Annotated in this window: 27 protein-coding genes and 1 tRNA gene; 4 read left to right on the top strand and 24 right to left on the bottom strand. The window is 67.0% G+C overall.

The features are described from left to right. Positions 1 to 20: 20 nt before the first annotated feature. Positions 21 to 896 (top strand): hypothetical protein, encoded by an 876-nt coding sequence (locus tag K1X59_RS14880; protein ID WP_183150647.1) that lies wholly within the window; start codon positions 21 to 23, stop codon positions 894 to 896. Here the strand turns inward: K1X59_RS14880 and K1X59_RS14875 are convergent. Genes K1X59_RS14875 through K1X59_RS14845 form a run of 7 tightly spaced genes read right to left on the bottom strand, consistent with a single transcriptional unit; the run spans position 853 to position 5,448 of the window. Further along, complete coding sequence (locus K1X59_RS14875; RefSeq protein ID WP_183150646.1) at positions 853 to 1,023, bottom strand: hypothetical protein; 171 nt, start codon at positions 1,021 to 1,023, stop codon at positions 853 to 855. The two genes, K1X59_RS14880 and K1X59_RS14875, sit on opposite strands and share 44 nt — an antisense overlap. Continuing rightward, positions 1,020 to 2,816, bottom strand: coding sequence for a sialate O-acetylesterase (locus K1X59_RS14870; RefSeq protein WP_183150645.1), 1,797 nt, complete (start codon positions 2,814 to 2,816; stop codon positions 1,020 to 1,022). Before K1X59_RS14870 ends, K1X59_RS14875 begins: the two co-directional genes overlap by 4 nt. After that, a complete protein-coding gene (locus K1X59_RS14865; RefSeq protein ID WP_183150644.1) occupies positions 2,813 to 3,256 on the bottom strand; it encodes a hypothetical protein in 444 nt (147 codons plus the stop codon). Before K1X59_RS14865 ends, K1X59_RS14870 begins: the two co-directional genes overlap by 4 nt. Then, positions 3,257 to 3,697: a hypothetical protein gene (locus K1X59_RS14860; RefSeq protein ID WP_183150643.1), complete on the bottom strand. Its 441-nt coding sequence runs from the start codon at positions 3,695 to 3,697 to the stop codon at positions 3,257 to 3,259. Next, complete coding sequence (locus K1X59_RS14855) at positions 3,694 to 4,365, bottom strand: hypothetical protein (RefSeq protein WP_220173538.1); 672 nt, start codon at positions 4,363 to 4,365, stop codon at positions 3,694 to 3,696. Before K1X59_RS14855 ends, K1X59_RS14860 begins: the two co-directional genes overlap by 4 nt. Beyond that, entirely contained in the window at positions 4,358 to 4,660 is a 303-nt protein-coding gene (locus K1X59_RS14850; protein ID WP_183150642.1) for a hypothetical protein, read from the bottom strand. The genes K1X59_RS14855 and K1X59_RS14850 overlap by 8 nt, the downstream gene beginning before the upstream one ends. Then, on the bottom strand, positions 4,660 to 5,448 hold the full coding sequence (locus K1X59_RS14845; protein ID WP_183150641.1) for a hypothetical protein: 789 nt from the start codon (positions 5,446 to 5,448) through the stop codon (positions 4,660 to 4,662). The genes K1X59_RS14850 and K1X59_RS14845 overlap by 1 nt, the downstream gene beginning before the upstream one ends. Before the next feature lie 194 nt (positions 5,449 to 5,642). On the opposite strand from K1X59_RS14845, the gene K1X59_RS14840 reads away from it, so the two are divergent. Further along, complete coding sequence (locus tag K1X59_RS14840) at positions 5,643 to 6,059, top strand: DUF732 domain-containing protein (RefSeq protein ID WP_183150640.1); 417 nt, start codon at positions 5,643 to 5,645, stop codon at positions 6,057 to 6,059. Here K1X59_RS14840 and K1X59_RS14835 read toward each other — a convergent pair. The 15 genes from K1X59_RS14835 to K1X59_RS14765 form a co-directional block, all read right to left on the bottom strand. Beyond that, positions 6,056 to 6,682, bottom strand: coding sequence for a hypothetical protein (locus K1X59_RS14835; RefSeq protein ID WP_183150639.1), 627 nt, complete (start codon positions 6,680 to 6,682; stop codon positions 6,056 to 6,058). The genes K1X59_RS14840 and K1X59_RS14835 overlap by 4 nt on opposite strands. After that, complete coding sequence (locus K1X59_RS14830; protein WP_183150638.1) at positions 6,682 to 7,746, bottom strand: hypothetical protein; 1,065 nt, start codon at positions 7,744 to 7,746, stop codon at positions 6,682 to 6,684. The genes K1X59_RS14835 and K1X59_RS14830 overlap by 1 nt, the downstream gene beginning before the upstream one ends. Positions 7,747 to 7,754: 8 nt before the next feature. After that, a complete protein-coding gene (locus K1X59_RS14825) occupies positions 7,755 to 8,498 on the bottom strand; it encodes a hypothetical protein (protein ID WP_183150637.1) in 744 nt (247 codons plus the stop codon). Next, a complete protein-coding gene (locus tag K1X59_RS14820) occupies positions 8,498 to 11,470 on the bottom strand; it encodes a phage tail tape measure protein (RefSeq protein ID WP_183150636.1) in 2,973 nt (990 codons plus the stop codon). Before K1X59_RS14820 ends, K1X59_RS14825 begins: the two co-directional genes overlap by 1 nt. 198 nt (positions 11,471 to 11,668) lie before the next feature. Continuing rightward, complete coding sequence (locus K1X59_RS14815) at positions 11,669 to 12,223, bottom strand: hypothetical protein (protein WP_183150635.1); 555 nt, start codon at positions 12,221 to 12,223, stop codon at positions 11,669 to 11,671. Positions 12,224 to 12,243: 20 nt separating this feature from the next. After that, positions 12,244 to 12,993 (bottom strand): phage tail tube protein, encoded by a 750-nt coding sequence (locus K1X59_RS14810; RefSeq protein WP_183150634.1) that lies wholly within the window; start codon positions 12,991 to 12,993, stop codon positions 12,244 to 12,246. 44 nt (positions 12,994 to 13,037) lie between these two features. Beyond that, on the bottom strand, positions 13,038 to 13,448 hold the full coding sequence (locus K1X59_RS14805) for a hypothetical protein (RefSeq protein WP_183150633.1): 411 nt from the start codon (positions 13,446 to 13,448) through the stop codon (positions 13,038 to 13,040). 161 nt (positions 13,449 to 13,609) lie between these two features. Then, positions 13,610 to 13,975: a hypothetical protein gene (locus tag K1X59_RS14800; protein ID WP_183150632.1), complete on the bottom strand. Its 366-nt coding sequence runs from the start codon at positions 13,973 to 13,975 to the stop codon at positions 13,610 to 13,612. A 9-nt stretch (positions 13,976 to 13,984) separates the two neighbouring features. Continuing rightward, positions 13,985 to 14,332, bottom strand: a complete 348-nt coding sequence (locus K1X59_RS14795; RefSeq protein WP_183150631.1) for a hypothetical protein — start codon at positions 14,330 to 14,332, stop codon at positions 13,985 to 13,987. Positions 14,333 to 14,340: 8 nt separating this feature from the next. Beyond that, positions 14,341 to 14,766 (bottom strand): hypothetical protein, encoded by a 426-nt coding sequence (locus K1X59_RS14790; RefSeq protein WP_183150630.1) that lies wholly within the window; start codon positions 14,764 to 14,766, stop codon positions 14,341 to 14,343. Position 14,767: 1 nt separating this feature from the next. Next, on the bottom strand, positions 14,768 to 15,181 hold the full coding sequence (locus K1X59_RS14785) for a hypothetical protein (RefSeq protein WP_210274181.1): 414 nt from the start codon (positions 15,179 to 15,181) through the stop codon (positions 14,768 to 14,770). After that, positions 15,172 to 15,230: transfer RNA gene (locus tag K1X59_RS14780), tRNA-OTHER, on the bottom strand. Before K1X59_RS14780 ends, K1X59_RS14785 begins: the two co-directional genes overlap by 10 nt. Before the next feature lie 44 nt (positions 15,231 to 15,274). After that, positions 15,275 to 15,682 carry a hypothetical protein gene (locus tag K1X59_RS14775; protein WP_183150628.1) on the bottom strand — a complete coding sequence of 136 codons (408 nt, stop codon included), beginning with the start codon at positions 15,680 to 15,682 and terminating at the stop codon, positions 15,275 to 15,277. Between the two features lie 13 nt (positions 15,683 to 15,695). Then, positions 15,696 to 16,697 (bottom strand): major capsid protein, encoded by a 1,002-nt coding sequence (locus tag K1X59_RS14770; RefSeq protein WP_183150627.1) that lies wholly within the window; start codon positions 16,695 to 16,697, stop codon positions 15,696 to 15,698. A 22-nt stretch (positions 16,698 to 16,719) separates the two neighbouring features. Next, positions 16,720 to 17,409 (bottom strand): hypothetical protein, encoded by a 690-nt coding sequence (locus K1X59_RS14765; RefSeq protein WP_183150626.1) that lies wholly within the window; start codon positions 17,407 to 17,409, stop codon positions 16,720 to 16,722. A gap of 123 nt (positions 17,410 to 17,532) precedes the next feature. Between K1X59_RS14765 and K1X59_RS14760 the strand changes: the two genes are divergently transcribed. Further along, the gene (locus tag K1X59_RS14760) at positions 17,533 to 17,955 is read left to right on the top strand and encodes a hypothetical protein (protein WP_183150625.1); all 423 of its coding nucleotides are present in this window, start codon (positions 17,533 to 17,535) and stop codon (positions 17,953 to 17,955) included. 110 nt (positions 17,956 to 18,065) lie between these two features. On the opposite strand, the gene K1X59_RS14755 is transcribed toward K1X59_RS14760, so the two are convergent. Next, positions 18,066 to 19,247 carry a phage minor capsid protein gene (locus K1X59_RS14755; RefSeq protein WP_183150624.1) on the bottom strand — a complete coding sequence of 394 codons (1,182 nt, stop codon included), beginning with the start codon at positions 19,245 to 19,247 and terminating at the stop codon, positions 18,066 to 18,068. Between the two features lie 22 nt (positions 19,248 to 19,269). On the opposite strand from K1X59_RS14755, the gene K1X59_RS14750 reads away from it, so the two are divergent. After that, complete coding sequence (locus K1X59_RS14750) at positions 19,270 to 19,599, top strand: GNAT family N-acetyltransferase (protein ID WP_183150623.1); 330 nt, start codon at positions 19,270 to 19,272, stop codon at positions 19,597 to 19,599. Here K1X59_RS14750 and K1X59_RS14745 read toward each other — a convergent pair. Then, a complete protein-coding gene (locus K1X59_RS14745; protein ID WP_183150622.1) occupies positions 19,567 to 21,159 on the bottom strand; it encodes a hypothetical protein in 1,593 nt (530 codons plus the stop codon). The two genes, K1X59_RS14750 and K1X59_RS14745, sit on opposite strands and share 33 nt — an antisense overlap. Positions 21,160 to 21,164 lie beyond the last annotated feature (5 nt).

The following is a 21,164-nucleotide window of genomic DNA, read 5'->3' as shown; positions in this document are numbered from 1 at the left end:
AGGGCGTAGGTTTCTGAACCATGGACTGGAGCGACGCGGGCCAAAGGCTTTTGACTCAAGCCAACGACACCAACCTTCGCGTGCACCTCGCGATGCCGTTCGCGGCAGGGTCACCATTCCAGCAGATAGCAGCTGGGCAGGAGCGGTTCGCTACGGACACGATAGCGCCGAACGCGATCACTGATGCGATCGCCTCCGCCGGGGCTTCGATCATCGCTGCACTTGACTGCCTTCGTGCGCTCGGCGCGTCAATGGTTGCCGGCGACCCGGTGTACGGGTTTGCGGCCGGCTCTCTAGTGCGCTCTGCGATCGAATCGCTCGGACGTGCGTGGTACCTCATTGAGCCGAATGATGCAGAGGAACTGCTGAGCCGATGGATGCGGCTCCGTCTGGCGAACTCAGAAAACGCCCTGAAGGAGAGAATCAAAAACCCCGACGACTTCGCGCGCGCCAAGGCCACACACGACCAACTCCTCGCCGCCGCAGCGCCCTTCGGGATATCGAAGAAGGACCGCGCGATCAGCTTCGGCCGTCTATTCATCGATGTCGTGGATATGGCTTTTGCCCGCATGAGGTCACTCGAAGGGCACAGCGGCAGCACCGAGTACTCGTTCCTCTCGTCGCTCGCCCACGGCGAAGACTCGGGGCACCACCAGATGTCGGAAGTCCTAGTGCGCGGAGGAGGGGCATACGGCCTCAACCTGGTCCAATTCGGCCTGTCCGGCGATGCTTATGCGCGCTGTTTGATTGTCCTGGTGCCCACGTACCTCAACGTCGTTGCTCACTACCTATTGGGCGCGGGAGCACAGAGACCCGAAGTTGAGGAGTGGTGGGCTACGGCGATGGAGGCGCTCAAACGTCCGGGAGCAACGCAACCACCTCATCCATCTGGATAACGACCTCCTCTACCCCCACAATCTCGACCAGCATGGCGGCGTCGTCGAGTTCAGCACCCTCAAGCCTCACCCGCGCGTCGCGTGGGTAGGCCATGAGGGCGCTGATGATCTCGCCGACGGTCATCATGCGATCACCCGAACCGTTGCGGCCGGTGCTGATGTGGCACTCTCACCGACGGTGGAGACGCGCACGTCGACGAACGGTGCGGACAGGCCGGTGATGGTCTGCCCCGGTTCGAGTGGTTCACCGCGGGTGGCGACGAGCCAGGAGCCGGTGCCGTTGGGTCGGTACTCGACGAGGTAGCCGATCGCTCGGGTGAGCGGCGGCGTCCAGGTGACGTCCACGTTCCCGGCGGAGTTGAACGCCGCGGCGACGTTCAGCGGCTGGTGCGGTGTCGAGTCGGCCAGGTTCGACGCTGCCCGTTCGATCGCGGTGTACATCCGCTTGCCGAGCTGCTCGACACCTGTGCGGTGGAAGTGCACGGTGTCGCCGACATCTGCTGATCCGCCGCCGCCGAGCGGGGCCGGCGCGTATGCCGATCCCACGAGACGCCGGGGCGTGTCCAGGTGCGCGAGCGCGACGGGTGCCAGGGTGGCATTCGCCGTCACGTACTCCGGGATCATCCCACCCACGATCGGGCCGATCGCATCCGGGATCGTCGCCCGGAAGTCGGCGACCAGCGCGTCGAGTGCGGCCTCGTACGCGGCACGGGAGGTGCCGGCGTCGCCTTCGCCCTGATGCCAGGCCCAGACCACCTGTGCGGCGGGGACACCGAAGAGGGTCTCCGCGGCGGCCTTCGCTGCGACCGCGGCGGCCTTCGCTGCCGGGTACAGGGACTCCGGGTCGCTGATGTTCCATGTGCCGGCGGTCGGCTTGGTGACGAGGCCGGTGCCGCCGACACCCGCGTTGACGATGACGACGCGAGCGCGCGGGTCTGCGCGGAGGATCTCGCGAGCCATGACCGTGAGCACGGAGAGGCCGGTCTGCTGCTGTCGCGAAGACAGCGGCACCGTCGCTGTGGTCAGCGAAGACGAGCCCCACTCCCACATGCGGATCCTGTTGTCGACCGGGTCGAGGAACGCGCTGAACGGGCGGCCGCGGCCTTCCATGTTCGACTGGCCGCAGCCGACGAGAACGATCACGCGGGAGACGTACTCGCCGCCGTCGGACCCGCCGCCGCCGCCACCGTCGATGCGCACCCACGAGGTGACCGCACCGGTAGTGAGGACCGTGCGCATCCAGATCGACTTCACACCGTCCGTCGTGTTCACAACGGCATACCGCTGCACGAGGAACGTTGCCGTCGGGTTGACTGCTTCGACGGTGAGGATGCCTGTTCCGCCCGCGACCGGGTAGTTCCGAGCGAGGGTCGCGGATCCCGTGGTCGACTGTCCGTACAGTCCGGGCGACGTGATTGTGTTCAGATCCTCGGTGGCAAGGCTGAGATGCGAGAAACCAACCCGCACCCATGCACCAACGCCCGCAGCGAGACGACGCTCCCACACAACGACTCGCGTCTCACCGGAGAGAACACGCGCCGCGCGCTGCACGACCGCCGTCGCCGTGGTGTTGACCTTGACGACTTCGATCGTCCACGTTCCACCAGCCATCGGGTAGTTCCGGGCAAGGGTCGCGTTCGCGGCAGTCGCCTGCCCGTACAGACCTGGTGCGGTCACCGCGTTCAGGTCTTCCAAGCCGAGTTGCTTCGACTCGATGATGCTGCGGGTCGCGATATCCGCGGTGACGGCGGCCGCCGCTGCTGCCTTCACGGTGCCGTCGCCTGCGATGATGTCCGCAGCGACGCCCTGCACACGCGCGTCGACGGCCGCCTGAGATGCGGCGCCCGGCTGGTTGATGTTCGCCGCGGTCGTCAGGTCTCCCGCAGCCTCGAACTCGCCGATCGGCAGCATGCCAGTCATCCGATCCCACCGTTCTCCGGTGCGTAGAGCACCGGCTTTGATCCAGAGATGTCGACGTAGAGGACGTTCGTCAGGCCGGGCGGGGGAGGACCGAACCCGTACATGACCATCCCCACGCTCGGAGGTGCGGTGGCGAGGATCAGGTCACTGAGGTTCCAGTTGCCCGCCGGGACATACAGTCCCTGGATGACGTCGAGTTCGCGCCCGCTGTCCCAGTCCGCGGTGACCGTGTACCGGGTAGGGGGCGTCGTCTCATCCGATGAGACGACCGTGACGCTGAATTCGCCTGTGCCGTCGTTGATCACCGCGTCGACGGGCTCCCGTGTGACGACGTGAGCGTCAGCGGTCGTCGCGTTCACGGGGCGGAACTTCAGACGCGGGAACCGTCCCTGAAATGGAGACAGACCCGCGTCCGTCAGCAGTCCGGTGATCGTGGACATTCACTCCTCCTTGAGGTCGCGGCGCAGTGTCCCGGGCGTCATGGCTTCCGCGACGACGAGTTGCTGACGGCCGTTGGCGAAGATCGCGATCGCCGCCGAGAGAGCAGTGAGGGCGAGCGACAGGCCGGTGAGGATCTGCGTGTTCGTCGCGTCATCGTAGAAGCCGAGGAGTACCAGGGACGGGGACACGACAGTGCCGAGGCCGTAGATGGTGGCGCGGACGATCGCCCAGCCCTGTGTCGCCCAGTCGGCGACGCGAACGTTGAGCAGGCTCAGGAACGAGGCGACAGCGCCGAGCACCGCACCGGAGATGATCAGCACCTGTTCCCAGGTGCCGTCCGTGCCGTAGCCGAACATGATGAACAACGGGGCGAGAGCGACCAGGAATGCCTGGATCAACTGTCGCCGTTCGGGGGTGAGGAATCGGGCGAGTGTGTTCATGATGCGGGTTCTCCTTCGGGTGTCTTCTGCGCAGGCATGCAGACGATCGCCTGCTGCTGCTGGGGGGTGTCGGTCTCGGTCGCGGATACAGAAATCCACGCGAGGGTGGCGGTGAACCCGTCTGGACAGGTGGGGCCGGGCGCTCCGGTGGCACCCTGTGGTCCCGCCGCGCCAGGCGGGCCCGCGGCACCCGCCGGTCCTGCAGGGCCCGTCGGACCCGGGACCGATGAGTCCGCACCGGGTGTTCCCGCAGGGCCGGGCTCACCTACCGGCGCGGTGCAGGTGCCCGCGGAGAAGCACCGTGAGATGCCATCGAGGACCTGCTCGGAAGAGGGGCCAGGGCCGCGCGCTCCGACGGGGCCGGGGATGCCGGCGACTCCCGCCGGTCCTGGCTCCCCCGTCACTGCTTCGGGCGCGCCCTGTGCGACGGCGGATGGCTCCGGCGCTTCGGGCTCCTCGCCCGTCGAGGCGGTGAACTCGTCATAGAGGCTCACGTACTCGTCCTGCCAGTGCAGCGCCTGATCTCGCCACGAGTCTCCACGGGAGCGCTCAAGCATCCACGCCGCGCCGAGGACGCCAGCGACGACGACGAGGAGGATGGTGAACATCGCCGATAGGCGGCGCCGTTCACGCACGGACGCCTTCAGCAGCGCATCGGTGTCAGTCATGCTTCTCCTCCGCGAGGATTCCGGTCTTCTCCGGCCAAGGTGGGTACTCGCCTCGTTCGACGCCGCTCATGAGCTGGGCTTCTCGGCGTTCCCATGCGAGGTCTTTGCGCTGGTAGCGCAGTAGGGCGGGTTCTAGGCTGTCGACGCGCTTTTCGAGGGTCTCGATGCGCTCCTGCTGTTGGTCGATCATCTGGTGCTCGAGCGACCCCTTCTTCGGGAACAGCGACGCGACTGCCGCGATAGCCCCGACGATGACCGCGACGACCCATCCGCCGATCGCGGTCAGGTCCGGCATCAGGCGCGGTGCGTCTCGACGGAGAGGCGGGAGGCCTCGTTCTGCGCGATTCGGTAGTCGGTGGGCTGCCGCTCCTGCGGCACATTCCCGTAGAAACGGCAGTGAGTCCGCGACCACGCGTCACCGATGTTCGGGTCCGTGGTGGCCATGAACCCGCGGTACGTGTTCACGACCCCCTTGGATGTCTTCTCGCTGCGGAAGCGGTTCTGCTGGCCCGCAACGAACTGCGGCAGGTCGAGGCCGATGCTCGGGTCCAGGAGGGACCATTCCTTCGAGGTCGGGTTCTTGATCACGGTGGGCATGTCGTCCTCCTCGGGCGGCAGTTCAGGCTCCGGTGCCGGAGCGGGTACGGGCTTGATCGGGGTCGCGGCGAAGGCCGGCACGGCCCAGATGTCGTTGAAGTCGCCGATGTGCCAGAGCTCCTGCGGGCTGACGAAGTCGACGGTGAACCCGGCGAGACGGCAGAGGGCCTTGAAGCGGGCCCAGCCGAGGTCACCCCAGTTGGCGACGTCGATCGCAGCGCAGGAGCGGCCCTGGTAGATGAGCCCGTGCGACGACCACCCGGGGACGGCGGCCCAGATCCCGAGGTCCTCGCGGTACTCGACCTGGATGTTGTAGGGCCGGTATGCGTTCCACCCGGGCGTGATGATCAGCCAGACCCGGTATTTCTCCCACGCTTGACGCTGGAGCCACCGCCACCGGGCGGCGGTGCCCGCGGGCAGGTAGTGCTTGTCGCCGAGCTTCACCATCATGGTGAGCGGGAACCGGCCGTTCGTATAGCTACCCATGAAACCTCCCGCGCACTTGTATGTATTTACGTTTGTGTGTACGGTTGTCGCATGGTCAAGCAACCGATGGTTCCGCGACAGGTGCGAGTGCCCGAGAAGCTCTGGAATACTGCGAAGGCTGCCGCCGAGCAGAATGACGAAACGATCAGCGACGTCATCCGACGCGCTCTCGAGACCTACATCCGGAGGAACCGATGAAGACCCGCATCGCGCTCGTAAGCGCCGTTCTCCTGCTCTCCCTTACGGGATGCGCAGGAGCCCCGGGTGGCTCATCGGATGCGGCGCCGGAGCCCTCGCAGAGTGACGCGCCGCTCGCCGCAGAGACTCCGACGCAGGCTCCGTCGGAAAGCTCGACTGCCAGCGAGGCCGACGAGAAGTTCCTCGCGTACGTACGTGAGGAACTTCTTGCCGAGACGCAAATCCCTGACGCCACAGACGAACAGCTCATCGCCGCCGGTCACGAAGCCTGCGAGCAGCTCGAGTCTGGTGTCGCCATGGAGGACGTGAGGGTGGTTGAAGGTGAGGACCCTCATCCGACCACCGGCGTGTACTACGACAGCGTTGCGATTCGAGGCGCGGCTCAGAAGACTTACTGCACCGATGCGGGCTAGACCAAGCGAAAGATCTGACCGCTAAAATTCACGATCGCGCCGACAAACCCTCCAGGTACCTCCGTCGCATTCATCGTGTCCATCCCGCTCGCATAGATTTGCCCGGACTGGACCCGGAACGACGTCCCGCCAACCTGCAGTTTCGCCTCCGCGTTGGAGACCTGGCACACCCCGTTACCTAGGTACACCTGGATGGATGAGCCGTCCGTGAAAACTTGGGCGCCGTTGGCGAACTCCACACGGCCGTTGTTGCCAGACGGGTTGAGCACCAGAGACGAGCCGACCTTGATCCTGCCCGCGTCGACAACGTTCAAATCGCCAGTGAGTTCGATGTCGCCTGACCATTCCGTCGTCGGCGCGGTCACCTGCCCCGGTCCGGACAGCTTCCAGGGGCCGGTCCAGTCGAACTCGCCGGCACCGGTGATGTCGCCGTCGATGATGATGTAGCCGGAATTGCGGATGATGATGCCGCCGCCGTCTTCGAAGACAGCTGAGCCGCCCTCGTAGAACCGGGCACCGCTGCGCCCGAACGCCGCTCGCGCGAGCGTGGCACGCGCGATGCTCTCGACCTTGCGCCAGAGCTCGTCGCCGCTCATCTTCAGCCCGATGTGCACGACTCCCATCAGGCTCCTCCCGTCGGCTGAAGAGACACCCGCTTGCGGTTGGATGCGGTCCCTCCCGCGACCTTCACGGCGCGGCGTTCGTGCCAGCCGTCGGCGATCCACGGCTCACCGTAGAAGTGCATCCACGCCGTGTCGCCGACGTCGATCGGGTGTGACGCGGGGACCGTCAAGTCCCACTGGAAGGTGGGTTGCCCGTACGTGACGAGGTCCTGGGCGGAAATCGCGGAAAGCTGTGAGGCTTCGGTGATCGTTCGCCGGTCGGTGATCCGATCCAAGAGCGGGTACGGGGAGGCGGTGTTCCGCTCCGACCGGATCAGCATGTCGACCTCAGAGCCCTCACCGTTGTTGCGGGCGTTGTTCGTGACCCTCGAGGCGTCCGACGACTCCTCGAAGTCAGCGACATCGGACTCCCGTGCGTTCACGAAAAACTCGTGCTGGACCCCCGAGCCCCACCCGTCACCGGCTCGCATGAGCCAGTCCCCGTCGCCGTTCGGAAGGATGCGGGGCTGCAGGTAGATGTCCAGGCCTTCGGCCATGAGCTTGTCCCAGACGTCGGCCACCTTCTCCTGGTGGTAGCCGTAGTACGGCCGGGTGACCTGCGTCCCGGTGGGGAACCCGGGAATCGTGACCGGGATGCGCATATCCGGCAGCGCGGGACCGGTACGCCCGCGCAGTAGCGCGAGTCCTGCGTGCTCCGCTCGACTGCCCGTGATCGTCGTGCTCCAACGCTCCATGTTCGGTGCGTTGTGGTCCCACGCTCCACGGCGGTTCGCGAGCGTCCACAGGTCGACGAGCTCGACGCCAATCTCGGTGCGGCTGCTCCGGTACGGGCGCCCGTTGACGTACCCCATGTACTCGATGGCACCGTCCCGCTCGAGGCGGATGATGCGTGCCATGTGCAGCAGAAGGTCGCGCAGCTGCGCCTTCGTGTGCGTGCCGTCGAGGGGGAACGTTGCCGAGCCGTCACCGCGAGCGGAAAGCAGGCGATCATACGTGTACGAGGAGACCGGCAGTTCGTCGATCGGCGCGCCGGTGAAGGCGTCAAGGGAGACCGCACGGAACACAGGGCCCCCTACAGGTCGATGTCGGTGACGCGGGTGATCAGCGTGAGGCTGTTGTTCACGGTGGCGGTCACGCCGGGGGGGCGCGTGGGGACCAGCCACGGTTCGAATACGGTCAGGGCGCGCAGTTGCCGGACGCCGCCGATGTAGAGGCCGCCCTTGCCGAGGTCGATCGTGTGTGGTGCGCCGCCTGTCACAGCTTTCGAAGTGACGATGCGACGCCCGCCGGGACCCGTGATCGTGTACCCGGTGGCGGAAGCGCCCGACACGATCAGGACCGGTGAGGACTCCTGGGTGCCCCACGTGACCGCGGGGGCGCCAGCGGGGAAGTCGTGCGGGTCACCGTACTTCCACGGGAGCGGGCACGTGACTTCCAACTCCCACGTGCCCTCTGGCGCGAAACCGTGAGGACGGTAGATGGCGCGAGTCACCTTCCCGTTCACCGACCAGGTGCCGTGCGAGTCCTGGATCGTGAGCTTGATGTCGCGAGACTGAAGACCCCGGAACTCGGCAGAAGCATGCTCCATGAGGATGTGATTCTGCGCGACGTGGAACCCGGCGAGGCCGACCTTCCGCTCCCGCATGTATCCCGGGAGGGAGAACACACCGTGGGTTCCGGGGCGGGCCAGCATCTCGAGGTCGACATCGGGGGACTCGGTCCACCCGCTCATGTCGACGAGATGCCAGCCCTCGCCCCGGAACTCATCACCCCAGGCTGTGAAGCCCTCGAAGTGGGCGATCGCTCCGGCTTCCATCAGCGGCCACCTCCGAATGCGTTCGCGACCCGCTGGTCGGCGTTCTGTCCGGCCTGCTGCACCTGAACGTCGATGTACTTGAGGATGTCGATCCCGCCCTTGGGGGAGAGGATGACCTGGACGGGTGCCGGCGCTGTGCTGACGACCGCACCGGCCGCGTAACCGCGCGCTCCTGCCGGGATGTAGGTCCCGCCGAGGATCCGCGCGGTTTCGTGCATGATCTGGTCGGATCGTGCACGCTTCGACATCGCGTGAGGGATGTACGACTCGCCCTCGGTCTCGTCCTCGGCCCAGATGCGGACGTCGCCGCCCTTCGCGATCTGCGCGACGTGGTGCTCCACGCCACCGTTCGCATACTGGACGACGTTTCCGTCGGCGTTCTTGAACCCGTTCGTGTTCAGATATCCGGCGAACGCGTCGTTCATCGCCTGCACCTGCGGGTTCAGCCAGACGTTGATGGTCTTCTGACCATTCCGGTTCACGAAATTGTCGATGTCGATCTGCGCCTGGGCGGTCTGAGCGATGACCTTCCACTCAGTCTCGTCCGGGATGTCCATGATCTGATCTGCGAGGTCCTCGGCCGCTTGACCGGACAATCCGAGATCGTTGATGCGGTCGAGGAGCGTCTGGCGGGAGTTCTCAAGGTTCGCCCGGTACGCCTCCGTGTTCCCATCGAGAGCGAACTGCGCCTCGGCGGCATCCCATGCGTCCTGCGCCAGGTCGACCAGCATGCGCCGGTTGTCGCGCCCTGTCTGCGTGGTCTCCTCGAGGCCGATCGCGTACCCCTCGACGCCGTCGCGAGCGTTCTTGATCGCCTCGTCGACCTCGGCGAGGGTGTCGCGGTAGTCCAGGTTCGCGGTGATCGCGTCCTGCCCGACACCGTTCGCCTCGTTGAGGAGGTCGAGCAGCTTGTCCAGATCCTGGCCGAGCTGCGCGGCACCCTCGGCGGCCTCGATGTACCCCTCCGCGGCGGACTGCGAGTCCTCGCTGCTCTCGCTGAGCAGCATGTTGAGGAGATCGGTCTCGTCGGCGGTCTCCCCGTTCTGGTTCGCCAGCCGGAGCAACTCCTCACGGAGAGCGGGCATCCGGTTGAGGAGCTCCTGCGCCTGCTCGTCAGTGAGGTCCTGCTCGTCGACGAGCTGACGGAATCCGTCCGCAGCGGCCGGAAGATCGGTGCCAGCGATCCCAGCGAGCGCCTCTCCATACCGGCCCAGCGCGTCGAACGCGTTGTCCGAAGCGGTGGAGGACTTCATCAGGCCCACGAACCAGTTGTCGGATGCCTCCGCGCCCTGGTCCAACAGTGCCGGCAGGTCACGCAGCACGCCCATCGTTGATTCATCGACCTGCGGGAAGAACTTGTTCTTCGCGATCGCTGATCCGAGCTTGTCCGCCGCGGAGGCGGTCCCGATGATCTTGTTCGTGATCTCTTCTTGTGCCGGGACGCCTTCCTCCATGACGCGGTTGTACGACGTCATCAGAGCGGTCGCTGCGACGATCGCGATGCCCCACGGGCCCCCGAGGAACGATGCAGCTCGCCCGAACGTGGAACGCACCGTCGCACCGGTGACGTTTAGCTGAGCGAGCGCGGCACGGAACGCGACAACCTTCGGGACAGCGATGAAGGCTGCACCCGCGGTGAGAGCGATGACGCCCACCATGAGCCCGCCCACCGTGATCGCCTGCTGGATCGGTGCCGGGAGCGCAGCGAACCCACTCGCGAGATCGCCGACGACCTCCGCTCCGTCAGCGAGTGCGGGGAGGAACACGGAGCCGAGATCGATCGCGGCGTCATTGATGCGGTTCCGCATGATGCCGAGCTTCGACTCGACCGTGTCGTACCGCTTCGCGGCTTCGTCAGTGAGGGCAGAGTTCTCGTCCCACGCTGTGTTCTGCAGGTCGAGGGAATCCGTGAGCAGGTCCCCGGCGGACTTCAACTGCAGGAGCACCCGCTGCTCCTCAGTCGACTTGAAACCGAGGTCGGTGAGCGTCTGGACGACGTTGCCGCCGGACGCTTCCACACCGTTCAGGCCGGTCGCGAACGCCCCCATGGCGCGGATCGGGTCGTTCTCGAACGCGGTGGCGAACTCCTGCGCGGACATCCCTGCAACGTCGGCGAAACCCTCGAGCTTGTCGCCACCGGTCTCGACCGCAGAGTACAGATCCTGAAGGATGCGGGACGCGACCCCGCCACCAAGCTCAGCGGTGACACCCATCGACGCGAGCGCGTTCGACAGGGCCAGCACTTCGCCTTCAGTGGCACCGACGAGCTTGCCGGATCCCGCGATGCGTTGCGCCATGGAGACGATCTCCGCCTCCGTAGAGGCACCGTCGTTGCCGAGCGCGACGATCGTGGAGCCGAGCCGGTCCACATCCTCGCCCGCGGTGCCCATGATGTTCATGAACTGGGCGAGCGACGTCGCGGCCTGGTCGGACGAGAGGTTCGTCGTCTCGCCCAGGTCGATCATCGTGCGCGTGAAGCCGACGACGTCCTTCGTCTTCACGCCGAGCTGACCGGCAGCCTCAGCGACCGCCGCGATCTCGTCGTGCGATGCGGGCAGCACTTCGCCGAGCCCACGGAGGCCCGTCTCGACCTCGGCGAGCACCTCAGGGGTGCCCTCGACGGTCTTCGTGACGCCCGCCCATGCGGACTCCCACCGGATCGCGGAGCGCACGGTGAGCGCAGTGGTGGCGACGATCGCGGCGCCCGCGGTGACGAGCACCTTGCCGACGTGGTCCTGCGCGTCGGCAAGGTCGCGCGCCTTCGCCGCGGCATCCTGCTGAGCCTTCGCCTGGCGGCGGGTCGACTCGCTGGTCTTGTCCTGCTTCTTGCCGAGGTCCTCGGTCTTGTCCGCCGCTGTCCTCGACGACTGTCCGAGCTTCGTGACCGAGCGGTCGTTACTCGCGAGATCCTGGTCGAAGACTCGGGCTCCCGCTGCCCTGATGCTGAATACGATCGCTCCGGCGTCGAACATCCGCAACCACCGTCCTTCGCAGCCATGAGGCGTCGGCGTCCATCAGCCGGTGCACGGCAGAGCGAACGAAATGCCATGTCCTCGTGTCGAGAGCGCGGTCCAGGTCGGAGATCAGGTGGTTCTGCGCGAGGTCGAGTTCGACTTCGCCGTACAGCTGCGGAAACGCGTGCGTCCAGATGTCGCGGGCAGTGGCACCCGTCAGTCGTTGCTCTGCTTCGGCTGCCTGTCGCGCGGCTGCCTCCCGGGCTTCACGCCACCCTGGGGGGAAGACGTACTCGGGGAAACGGCCTGTAGCCGGGTCAGCTCGTCCAATGCCGAACTGGGCGATGTCCGCGAGGGAGAGGCTCCCAAACGTGCGGTCAGCGCCCACAGGGCTTTTACCCCACCGGCGACGCCTTCACCGCCCTCGATGAACGCGGTGACGCCGGACAGGCCGAGCACGGTCTGCCAGAGGAACGCCGGCATGAGGATCGATTCAGCTTCCGCGGTGCGGAGCTCGTCCTGCAGGCGGTTGTAGTTGTGCTGCTCCCCGTCGGGGAGAGGCACAAACCGGTCGCCATCCTTCACCGCCCCGTCGAGGGCCATACGGAACGCGTCCGTCATCTCCTCGGCAGTGGCGCGGCCGACGGCGGCGAGGAGGTAGGTGGAGGTGATCTGCTCGCCGACCCGACCGGGGAGGGGCCGCACGATGTACGGTGCGACACCCTCCACGGTCAGATGCAGGTCGCGGCCGACCTCTGATGCGGTGACCATAGGAACCCTGCTTCCTGTGGTCAGGCCGCGGCGTACGGCAGCGGCTCGGATGCCCCGGCAGCAGTCGTGAGGATGATCGGCGCGGAACCGGCGACCGCGGCCGGGATCGCGATGACCACGGCGTTGTCGTCGACCGGGCGGATCTCGTCGACCTCGATGCCGTCGATCGTCGCGGAGATGGTGCCGAGGAGGTTGTAGCCGCGGACGACGATCAGGTCACCGGGGGCCTGACCCGCGGGGGACGCGGACTCGAGGATCGCTGCGCCGTCGCCGGTGATCGGGGAGATGATGCGCTCCACGACGCCGTCGTTCGTGAGGGTGAATGTCCAGCCGCCCTTGTCGGCGTACCCGGTGTTGAGGTCCGCGACAGCGACGGAGAACTTGCCCTCGAAGGCGGGCAGGCGGGGGTCGAGCGCGTCGAACCACTGGAACTCGCGCTTGTTGTCCTCGCCCTCGGCGTAGGCCGCGTTGAGCAGGTCGACGAGCCACGCCTGCGCGGCGACGAGCTGCTTCGTCTGCGGGTCGCGGACGCCCTCGACGGAGAACGACGGCGCGAAGTTGTAGCCGATGATGTCCTGCGACTGGCGGCCCTTCGTGCCGTACACCTCGCGCTGCACGGTGATCGGTGTCGGGTTGCCGGCCAGGTTGTTGATGTCGCCGGCGACGTTGATGAACACGCCGGCGACCTTCATGCGGAGGATCTTCTGGTGAGCGAGCGCGAGGGACCCCGCCGAGGGGACCGTCGTGTCGTAGAGGGTGTGATCGACCATGGGTCGTCTCCTTCGGTGGGTGGGTGCCGGGAGCTCCGGCGGCTCTACGGGCGGCGCCCGCGGAAGTAGTAGGTCGAGACCGCGGCGGAGCGGCCTTGCGAGTCGGGTTCGTGGTCGTCGCCGGAGAACTCCCACGCCCACGAGATGCCAAGAACCGCGGGCGTGTATTCCTTCTGGTCGAGGACGGCCCGGAGGTCCGCGGCCCAGTTGCGAGCGACGAGGACTGAGCCCTTCCGTCGCGTGTAGATCTGCGTCCGGTAGGTCATGTCGGCTCGGCCGTCGGGGATGGGACGGAGCGGCGTGAGGAGGGTGAACTCGTCGATGAGCGGCATAACGCCGTCGAGACGGATGCCGCGAGGCGGAATCACACCAGTGGTCGCGTAGACAGCGAGGCCGCGATCGTTGAGGAGCTGCGCGAGCGCGCGATTCAGGATGATCTCCGGTGCGTCAGCCATCGGACACCCCCATGCGGCGTGCAGTCTCGGCCCAGATCGCCTCAGAGCGCGCCGAGGGAGGGGACACGCGGTTGAACCACTCTGGGGAGCCCATACGGTCGGGGTCGATGGGAATGAAGCACTCGATGTCGTCGGCTGGGTCCCACATCGGGACGCCGCTGTCAGCCACCGCGGACCTCCTTGGCGATGATCGCGCCGAGCTCGCTCTTGTTCTCGACCATCGCCGTCTCGACCCACTTGCCTTGGGCGTTCGGGTTCGCGTCCGTCGAGAAGTCATACTCGGGGTGCTCGTGCAGACGGGCCGCCTGGGGGGCGTCCACGACGACCTGCGCGCCCTCGGTGGGGTTCGTGGCCGGCTCGACGTGGTGCGCGGCGCGCAGGTTGCCCTGATCCATGGGGGATAGGTCCACGGCGAGGGCGACGCCGCGCTCGGCGGCCTTGTTCTCACCGGCGACGAGCCGCTGCAGGATCTGCTCCGTGACGGTGCCGAAGTTGTTCGTCATCGAAACGTCTGCGCGAACACCCATGGCGGCCTCCTACTCGAGGTACAGCTCGACGTGGTTCGGGGTGCGGGCGTTGTACATGCCAAGGGCGGAGTCGATGACCTCAGACGTGCGCTCGCGGGGCGTGCCCGCGAAGACGGTGACGCGGGTCCGCGGCGGGTAGTCGTGCTCGGGGAGCAGCACGACCGTCGTGCGGGACACGATCTCCTGACCGGCAGACGGTGACGTCGCACGGCGGTCGACCTTGAGTGACGTCTTCTGCTCCGCGTACGCCGGGACGTTCGGGATCGGGTCGCCCCAAATGTCGCCCTCGGGGCCATCACCCACGAACGGGGTGACCGTCACCCGCTGCGGGAGGTGCTTCTTCCTCAGCCGAGGCATCAGTCCTCCTACGAGTGGTAGACGGCCGCCCTGAGGAGGCCCGCGTTCGCGAGGATGTCGATCGCCCGTTCGCCGATGCGGCTGACGAGCTTGTCGTGCCCGGTGCGGGCGTCGTTGTTCGATGAGGTGGTGCCGAGGGAGACCGAGAGTATCTTCACCGCGCCGGCGGACGCATCGACGCCGAGCGGGTCGTCGGTGCCGGCGGGCGACCAGTACTCGACGATCGCGCACGTCGCCTCAGCGAAAGCCTCGGTCCCGTCGGCGTCGGTGGGGTACCCGTCGTCGTCCACGTCGTAGCGGGCGAGGCGGGTCAGCTTCTCGACCTCGATGGAAGCCGATCGGAGTCGCTTCTCGAGCACGTCGGGGTCGCCGTCCCAGTCCTCCTCGGCATACTTCGTGTAGTCCGTGGGGGTGGCGTATACGCGCTGGGGCATGTCAGCCCTCGAGTGCCGGCATGGTGAAGCTGCCGTCGCCGTTGTCGACGCTGCCCGGAATCGGATCCGCGGGCAGCGCGGCAACGAGATCGACGAGCTCGCTGTGCGATGCCTTCGCCGGCACGTCCGCATCTTCCGGGAGCATCCCGCGTAGCTCGGCGCGGGTGAGCTTCTCGAGGTCGACGATGGGCTCGCCGATCGACTCCTGGAAGGGTGCCTCGATCTCGGGGTCCGCGGTGATCGTGTAGCCGTGCTGCAGCAGCGCACGCTCACGCTCGGGGTGCAACGACTCGACGATCGCGACGCCGTCGATGAACTCGACGCCCAGGTCGCGCTGACGGCCGAGCTGGGGGCGGGGGTGGTTGATGCGCATGATGGCCTCCTCAGCCGGTGGTGTGTTCGTGCTGGTCGACACGGCAGGATTCGAACCTGCGCCGTGGCTCTGCCTGCTGAGCTACGTGTCGGTGGTGCTCCCCGCACGACCGGAGCCGTGCGGGGAGCGGTGACGTCACTTGACCGGCAGGTCTGCCTGGTCCTTGACGGTCTTGTCCTTGGGGTCGGTGCTGTCGTTGACGAGCGCCTCTCCCTCGGGGGTGGTGACTCCCTTGTAGGGGGTGCCGCCGGGCTGGATCGCAGCCCAGATCTGGTCCTTCGTCTTCACGTCGGACTCGATGGTGATGCCGCGGTCCTTCGCGTATGCGAGGAGCTGCTTCACCGTCCACTTGTCGGACGGGTCGCCGAGCGGGTACTCCCGATCTGCGTCCTCGTCGACGTGGCCGGCGACCTCGTAGCCGTGACGCTCGAAGTAGGAGATCGCGCTCTCGTCGTCGGTGTGACCGACGCCGTTGCTGAACGCGACACCCACGACGATCCCGTCGAAGCCCTCGACGGGCGTCTTGATGGTCTTCTTCGCCATGATCCAGATCTCCTTACTGGACTCGGACGTTGCGGAGGACCGCAGCGGCCTTGGTGGACTTGAGGGCGACGGCGACGGGGCCGAGCTCCACCTCGCCCTTTTTCACGGCACCAGCGGTGGTGAAATCGGGGAGCCACGTCTGCACGAGCTGGCCGCCCGCGGTCGAGACGCCGTGGAACCCGTCCATGCCGATGCGGACCGCGTAGAGGTCCGTCAGGCCCGTGGTGGACACGGTCGCGACGGTGCGGGTCTCGATCGGGATGATCGGGTCGTTGGATCCGGCCTTCGCGCCCGGGTCCATGAAGACGATGTCGCCGTACTGCTCGCGAACGATCGGGCGGCCGTTGGGGCCGGCGAGGTTCTCGAGCGGGGAACGGACGTACATGTCTGCGCGGCGGGCGGCCGCGCGGATCTTGGCGAGTGCCTTCGCGTTGCCGAAGATCACGGTCGGCGCGCCGTCGAGGGATGACAGGAACTCGTCGATGACGTCGAGCGCGGCGTGCTGGGAGTCCGCCGTGGCGAAGCTGCGCCAGTCGGTGACGACTCCGGCGTTGATCTCGGTCGTCGAGCCGGTGAGGGCCTTGTCGAGACCGTCGAAGCCGTTCGCCTCGACCGCGGTGTCACCGTTGATCACGGCGTCCTGGAACTTCGTGACCGTGCTCTTCACGGTCTGCCGAAGGTTCAGGGCGACGGAACCGCTGGCGGCGGGGCCGATCTTGGCGAGGACACGGTCGACCTCGAACGATCCACCGAGCGGGGCGAGCGTGACGCTGACCTTCGTGGTGGTGACGTGCTCGGGCGTGTACTCGGTGTTGTAGGCGCGGAACGCTGCGGAGCGCTGCGTGGCCAGACGGCGGTAGCCGTAGTCCAGCGTTGCGCCTCCGCCGACGGGGTTCACCGCGTCGTCGAAGATCAGTTCGTCGAGGATCGCGGACTCCTTGCGGAACTCGTCGATCACCGCGACGTCGAGGTCTTCGACAGCGTTGCTCTTCGCCTCATTGAGGGTGACGGGCATGATTCATCTCCCTTCCGGGGAGCTAGCCACCGAGGCGCGCTTTCACGGCGCCTTCGATGGTCGGGGTGGTGGTGGGTGCAGCGCCGCCTTGATGCCCGCCACCGCTTGTGCCGGGGAGGGACGGTCCTGCCTTGAACGCCGAGTTCCTCTCGAGCGCGTCGGTGATCGCCTTGTCGACGGCCGCGGGGTCCGCGAGGTCGACAGCGGCGAAAGCTGTGGTGAACTCCTTCGAGTCCAGGAGAGCGGCGGCCTTCGCTCCGAGCTCGCCGGCGCGGAGGATGACCGTGTTCTCACGGCGAAGCTGATCGCGCTCCGCGGCGAGGGTGGTGTTCTCCTGCGCGCGCTCGGCGGCCAGTGTCTCTGCCGCTTCCTTCGCCTCGCGGTGCGTGCGCGCCTCGCCTCGCAGCTCGCGCACGTACTCGTCGGGATCTCCGCGGTACTGAACCGGGGCCACAGGTGCGGGAGCGGGCGCTGGCGCTGCGGGAGCCGCCGGGGCAGGTGCAGACACGGCGGGGGCGGCGGGGGCCGCGGGGGCGGGGGCGGGTGCTGCGGGTGCCGGTGCGACCGGGGACGCGGGCGCTGCGGCGGGCGGTGCGCCAGCGGGGTCGTCGGCGAAGCGGATGCCGCGCAGCTCGAACTGCGTCGGGCCGATCTGCGCCATGCCGTCGCGGTTGATCGCGACCGGGTGGCGGTACTTCGTGGGTGTTGCCATGGTGAGCCTCCTGCTCATCGGTGACCTCGACGCCCTGCGCGTGAGGAGAAAGACCGTGCCGTCGCTGTGCAGGGCCAACGACGGCACGGGGCATGAGGGCGAGCGCTCCACTAGGTTGAACTCGTGGATTATTCGGGGTGGGCCGCGCTAGCCGCGGGCGCGGTTTCGGCGGCAGTAGCGGTGTTTGCGTTCGTCAGCGGAGCGCGCGGCGGGACGCATCCGTCGACGGTGCAGCCGGTCACTCTCGATCAGAAGCTGGATCAACTTCGGCGCGCGGCAGCAGACCTGCGCGATATGGCCGCCGACGTAACTGCTGAGGCGGAGGCTCAGACAGTCATCGCCGAGACGGCGGCCGCGACTGCCGCGAAAAACCAAGAGCTCGCGAGCTTGACAGAAGGACAAGCGAAAGCGGTCGCGGCGATCCTCGATGAGGGCGCAGAGGGCCGACAGCGAGACAGCAAGAAGACGACGATCATCTGGGCAATCGTGTCGATCGTGGCTTCCAACATTGCGTCGGTGTTCCTGACGCTGTTCTTCTCGAGATGATCCCGGCGGGGGCAGGTCTGCCTAGCGCCGAAAGGTGGACGCAGTGATGAGCAGCCTTCGCGGGGAGCAGCACATGGAACCGATGCCGCGTTGACCCCTGCCGGGATGGTCTATGAGCGCCCGTCGGCGAAGTGCAGCTGTTCGCGGTAGGACTGGCGCTTCCGGCCGGTCCTACGTGCGAACTCGCGTAGCTCGGCCTGAGCGTCGGTGACATCGCGGGCGGCCTTCCGGCGCTCGATGTCGTCCATCGCTGTCGCTTCGCGGCGCTTCGCAGCGCGCACCTCGCGCTCGAGCTCCCGGTGCCGTGCTCGTTCCTTCTCGGCCGCCTCGTTGTACTCGAAGTCGGCCTGAGGGACGGACAGCCCGGGGAGGTAGACGGTGAGACGGTCGCGACAGTTGGGGTGACCCCACCCGGCGGCGCGTGCTTCCTCGACGGTGCCGTGGATCGTGATCGTGACCTCGCGGTCCTGCGTCGCGTGGGGGAGGACGATCGTGCCGGTGCTGCCGTCGGTGGAGAGGATCTTCCCGATCCACGGCGCGCACGCCCGGCACGCGTCGTACCCGCCCTGCACGGTGACAAGGTTTTGGCCCGCCTGCTGCATCCGCCACACACCGGCGTCGTTCCATGCGCGGGCGGTTGCGGTGCGGCCTGCCATTTCGGCGTACGCGCCGATCGTCCAGCGGCGGTCGGACTTGTCGACGAACCCGGTGATGCCGCGGTCGAGGAAACGCTGCACGGCCTGCCGCTGGTTGAGGACGTAGTTCTCGGCGCCGAGCAGCACGCGGGGTGCGGTCTCGGAGATCACCCGCTGGTAGACGTCTTGCGGGAAGCGGAGGATGCGCTGCTCGAGCGCTTCGAGTCGGGACGATAGGTCGAGGGTGAGCGCGCCGACAGCCTGCACTGACGAGCCGGGGAACACGCGACCGGGGATGCGGCGTGCGAGCTGCAGACGGGCCGCGGCTGCAGCCTCGCCTTCCTTCGCGGCGATGTCGATCAGCCACTCCGCGAGATCCTGCTCGCGGAGGTCGCGGACCACCTGGCGTGCGAGGCCCTGCAGGTCGCGGTACGCGCGCGCCCGCTCAATTGACAGCTCCTGCGAGATCCGCATCCGTGCGACCACGTCCGCAGCCTGGGCGTCAGCCTCCAGCATGATGATGCGGCGTGCACGGCGAGCGATCTCGGCGAGCATCACGTTCTCGGCGTCCGTGAACCGTTCCGCGAGCTCCCAGCCGAGGAGCTCGAGCAACTCATCAGCGGGGATTCCGTCGACGTCGGGCACATATGCGGCCACGATGCCCCCTTACGCTCTCCGTATGGAGCGAATCGAGATACACACGACCACCTCGGGTGCCGAAGAGCTCGCATACGTCACCGCGACTCTGTATGTCGATGACGGCGAGAACCTCGATCAGCAGGTATCCGAGTTGGAGGGCGATCTGTTCCGCGACCGCACGCTCTACGTCGGGTCCATCAGCACGCAGCCCGCTCTGCGTGGTCAGGGCTTCGCGACTCGATTGCTGGTCCACGCCATCGAGGTAGTCGGCGCGCGCACTGTGCAAGCGCACATTGTCAACGGCGAGGCCGATGCAGTCTTCGCGAAGGCACGAGCGCTAACGACTGACGTCGAGTTCGATCTCCCCTGATTCGGCTGCCGGGTCGGTGCCGTCGAAGGTGGCCGGGTCGGGGGACAGCCCACGCTCGGCGCGGATCGCCTTCACCTCAGGGTCGATCTTGTCGTCATCCCAATCGGGATTGGCACGTCGCACCTTCTGCTCGAGCGAGATCGCCGAAGCTGTCTCAAGGAGCGTCAGGGTGCGGGCGAGCTTCTCCGGGTCTTCCTGTGACACGTCGGGGAAGATCACGGATGGCTGGTCGTACCGGCCGCCGCCCTTTCCGGGGAACACGAGCCCGTCGATCTCGAGCGCCACGGATGCGGCACGAGAGATCGCGACCCGCTCCTGCAGGATCTTCTTGTCCCGCGTGCGCTCAGACGCCTTGTCCTTCGCGTCGACCTCCGTCGCGGTCTGCTGGCGCTCACCGGCGTAGTCGCCCCACGCCGACTGGGAGAACCCGGCCTTGCGGAGGATCTCCCGGTAGATGCCGAACGCCGTCTTCTCGTGCTCCTCGACGCGGATATCGAACTGCACCTTGTCGAACGCCATCTCGCCCGGCTTGCCAGGCATGTTCAGGCCAGCGAAGACTTCTCGGCCAGAGTCGAACGATGCACCCTGCCCGATGAGCCCGACATCGAGGGCTGCCTCGGGGACGAGGATCTTGCCGGCGCCGAGACGCAGGTCGCGCATCCACGAGGAGAATGTCTCGTCGAGCCAGTCGAACAGCGAGTGCAGCTGCGCGAAGTCGGAGCGTCCCGTCGAAGCGAGAACGCCCTTCTTACGCCAGGCCGCGGTCGGCATGTTCTTGTTGTAGACAGCGGTGAGGCGGTCAATGCCCGTAAGGATGCGGGAGTCCGCGTCGACGAGAGCGGCGTACGTCTCTGTCTCGGGGATCTCGGCCAGCGGCACGCGGCGGCCGAGGTTGTTCTCGGAGCCAGCGAAGAGCGCGTGTTCGATCGCACCGACGACGTGGTGCTCGAGGTGACGGTAGTAGACCGAGCCCTTCACGTACTCGGACCACATCGTGCACTCGACGAGACGCCCCATGCGGAACGTGGGAATGATGACGTCGGCCGCGGACGGCTCCAGCCAGACGTGATCGGCGACTTCCGTGTCCCAGCGGGTGACGAGCGCGACAGCGCCGAGAGCGGACTTGAGCTCGCCCATCTGGTTGAACGTCGCGTGCGCTTCGTCACCGTTTGCGATCAGGTCGAGGCGCGTCTGCGCCTTCCCGTCGCGGCGGAGCTTCGTCTCCCCGGGCGACTCGAGGCGCACCTCGGGCGGCTCAGCGAACACGAGATTCGATGCGAGCGCGGCGAGGTCCGCCGGGGCGGGGACGTGGAGGCGTGCACGGTTCTCGTTCGCTGGCACCGGGCGACCCCAGAACATGCGGGACGCGGCACCGACGAGACCACCATGCATCTGCTGCCCGTGGCGGACATGCGTTGAACGGGTCGCGCCCTCACGTCCGTACATCTTCGCGAGGGCGGCGGTGTCGCCCGTGTACCACGCGTCGTTCTCCGCGAACGACTTGTATGCGAAGTCCCACGGAGCGGGAAGCCAGGGGGTGTTCGGTTCGGGGATCGGCATGGCTC

Origin of the sequence: Microbacterium sp. Se5.02b, assembly GCF_019464375.1 — a bacterium.
GTDB lineage: Bacteria > Actinomycetota > Actinomycetes > Actinomycetales > Microbacteriaceae > Microbacterium.
Note: the sequence above shows the minus strand (reverse complement) of the source record. Positions and strands in the feature narration are given on the sequence as shown.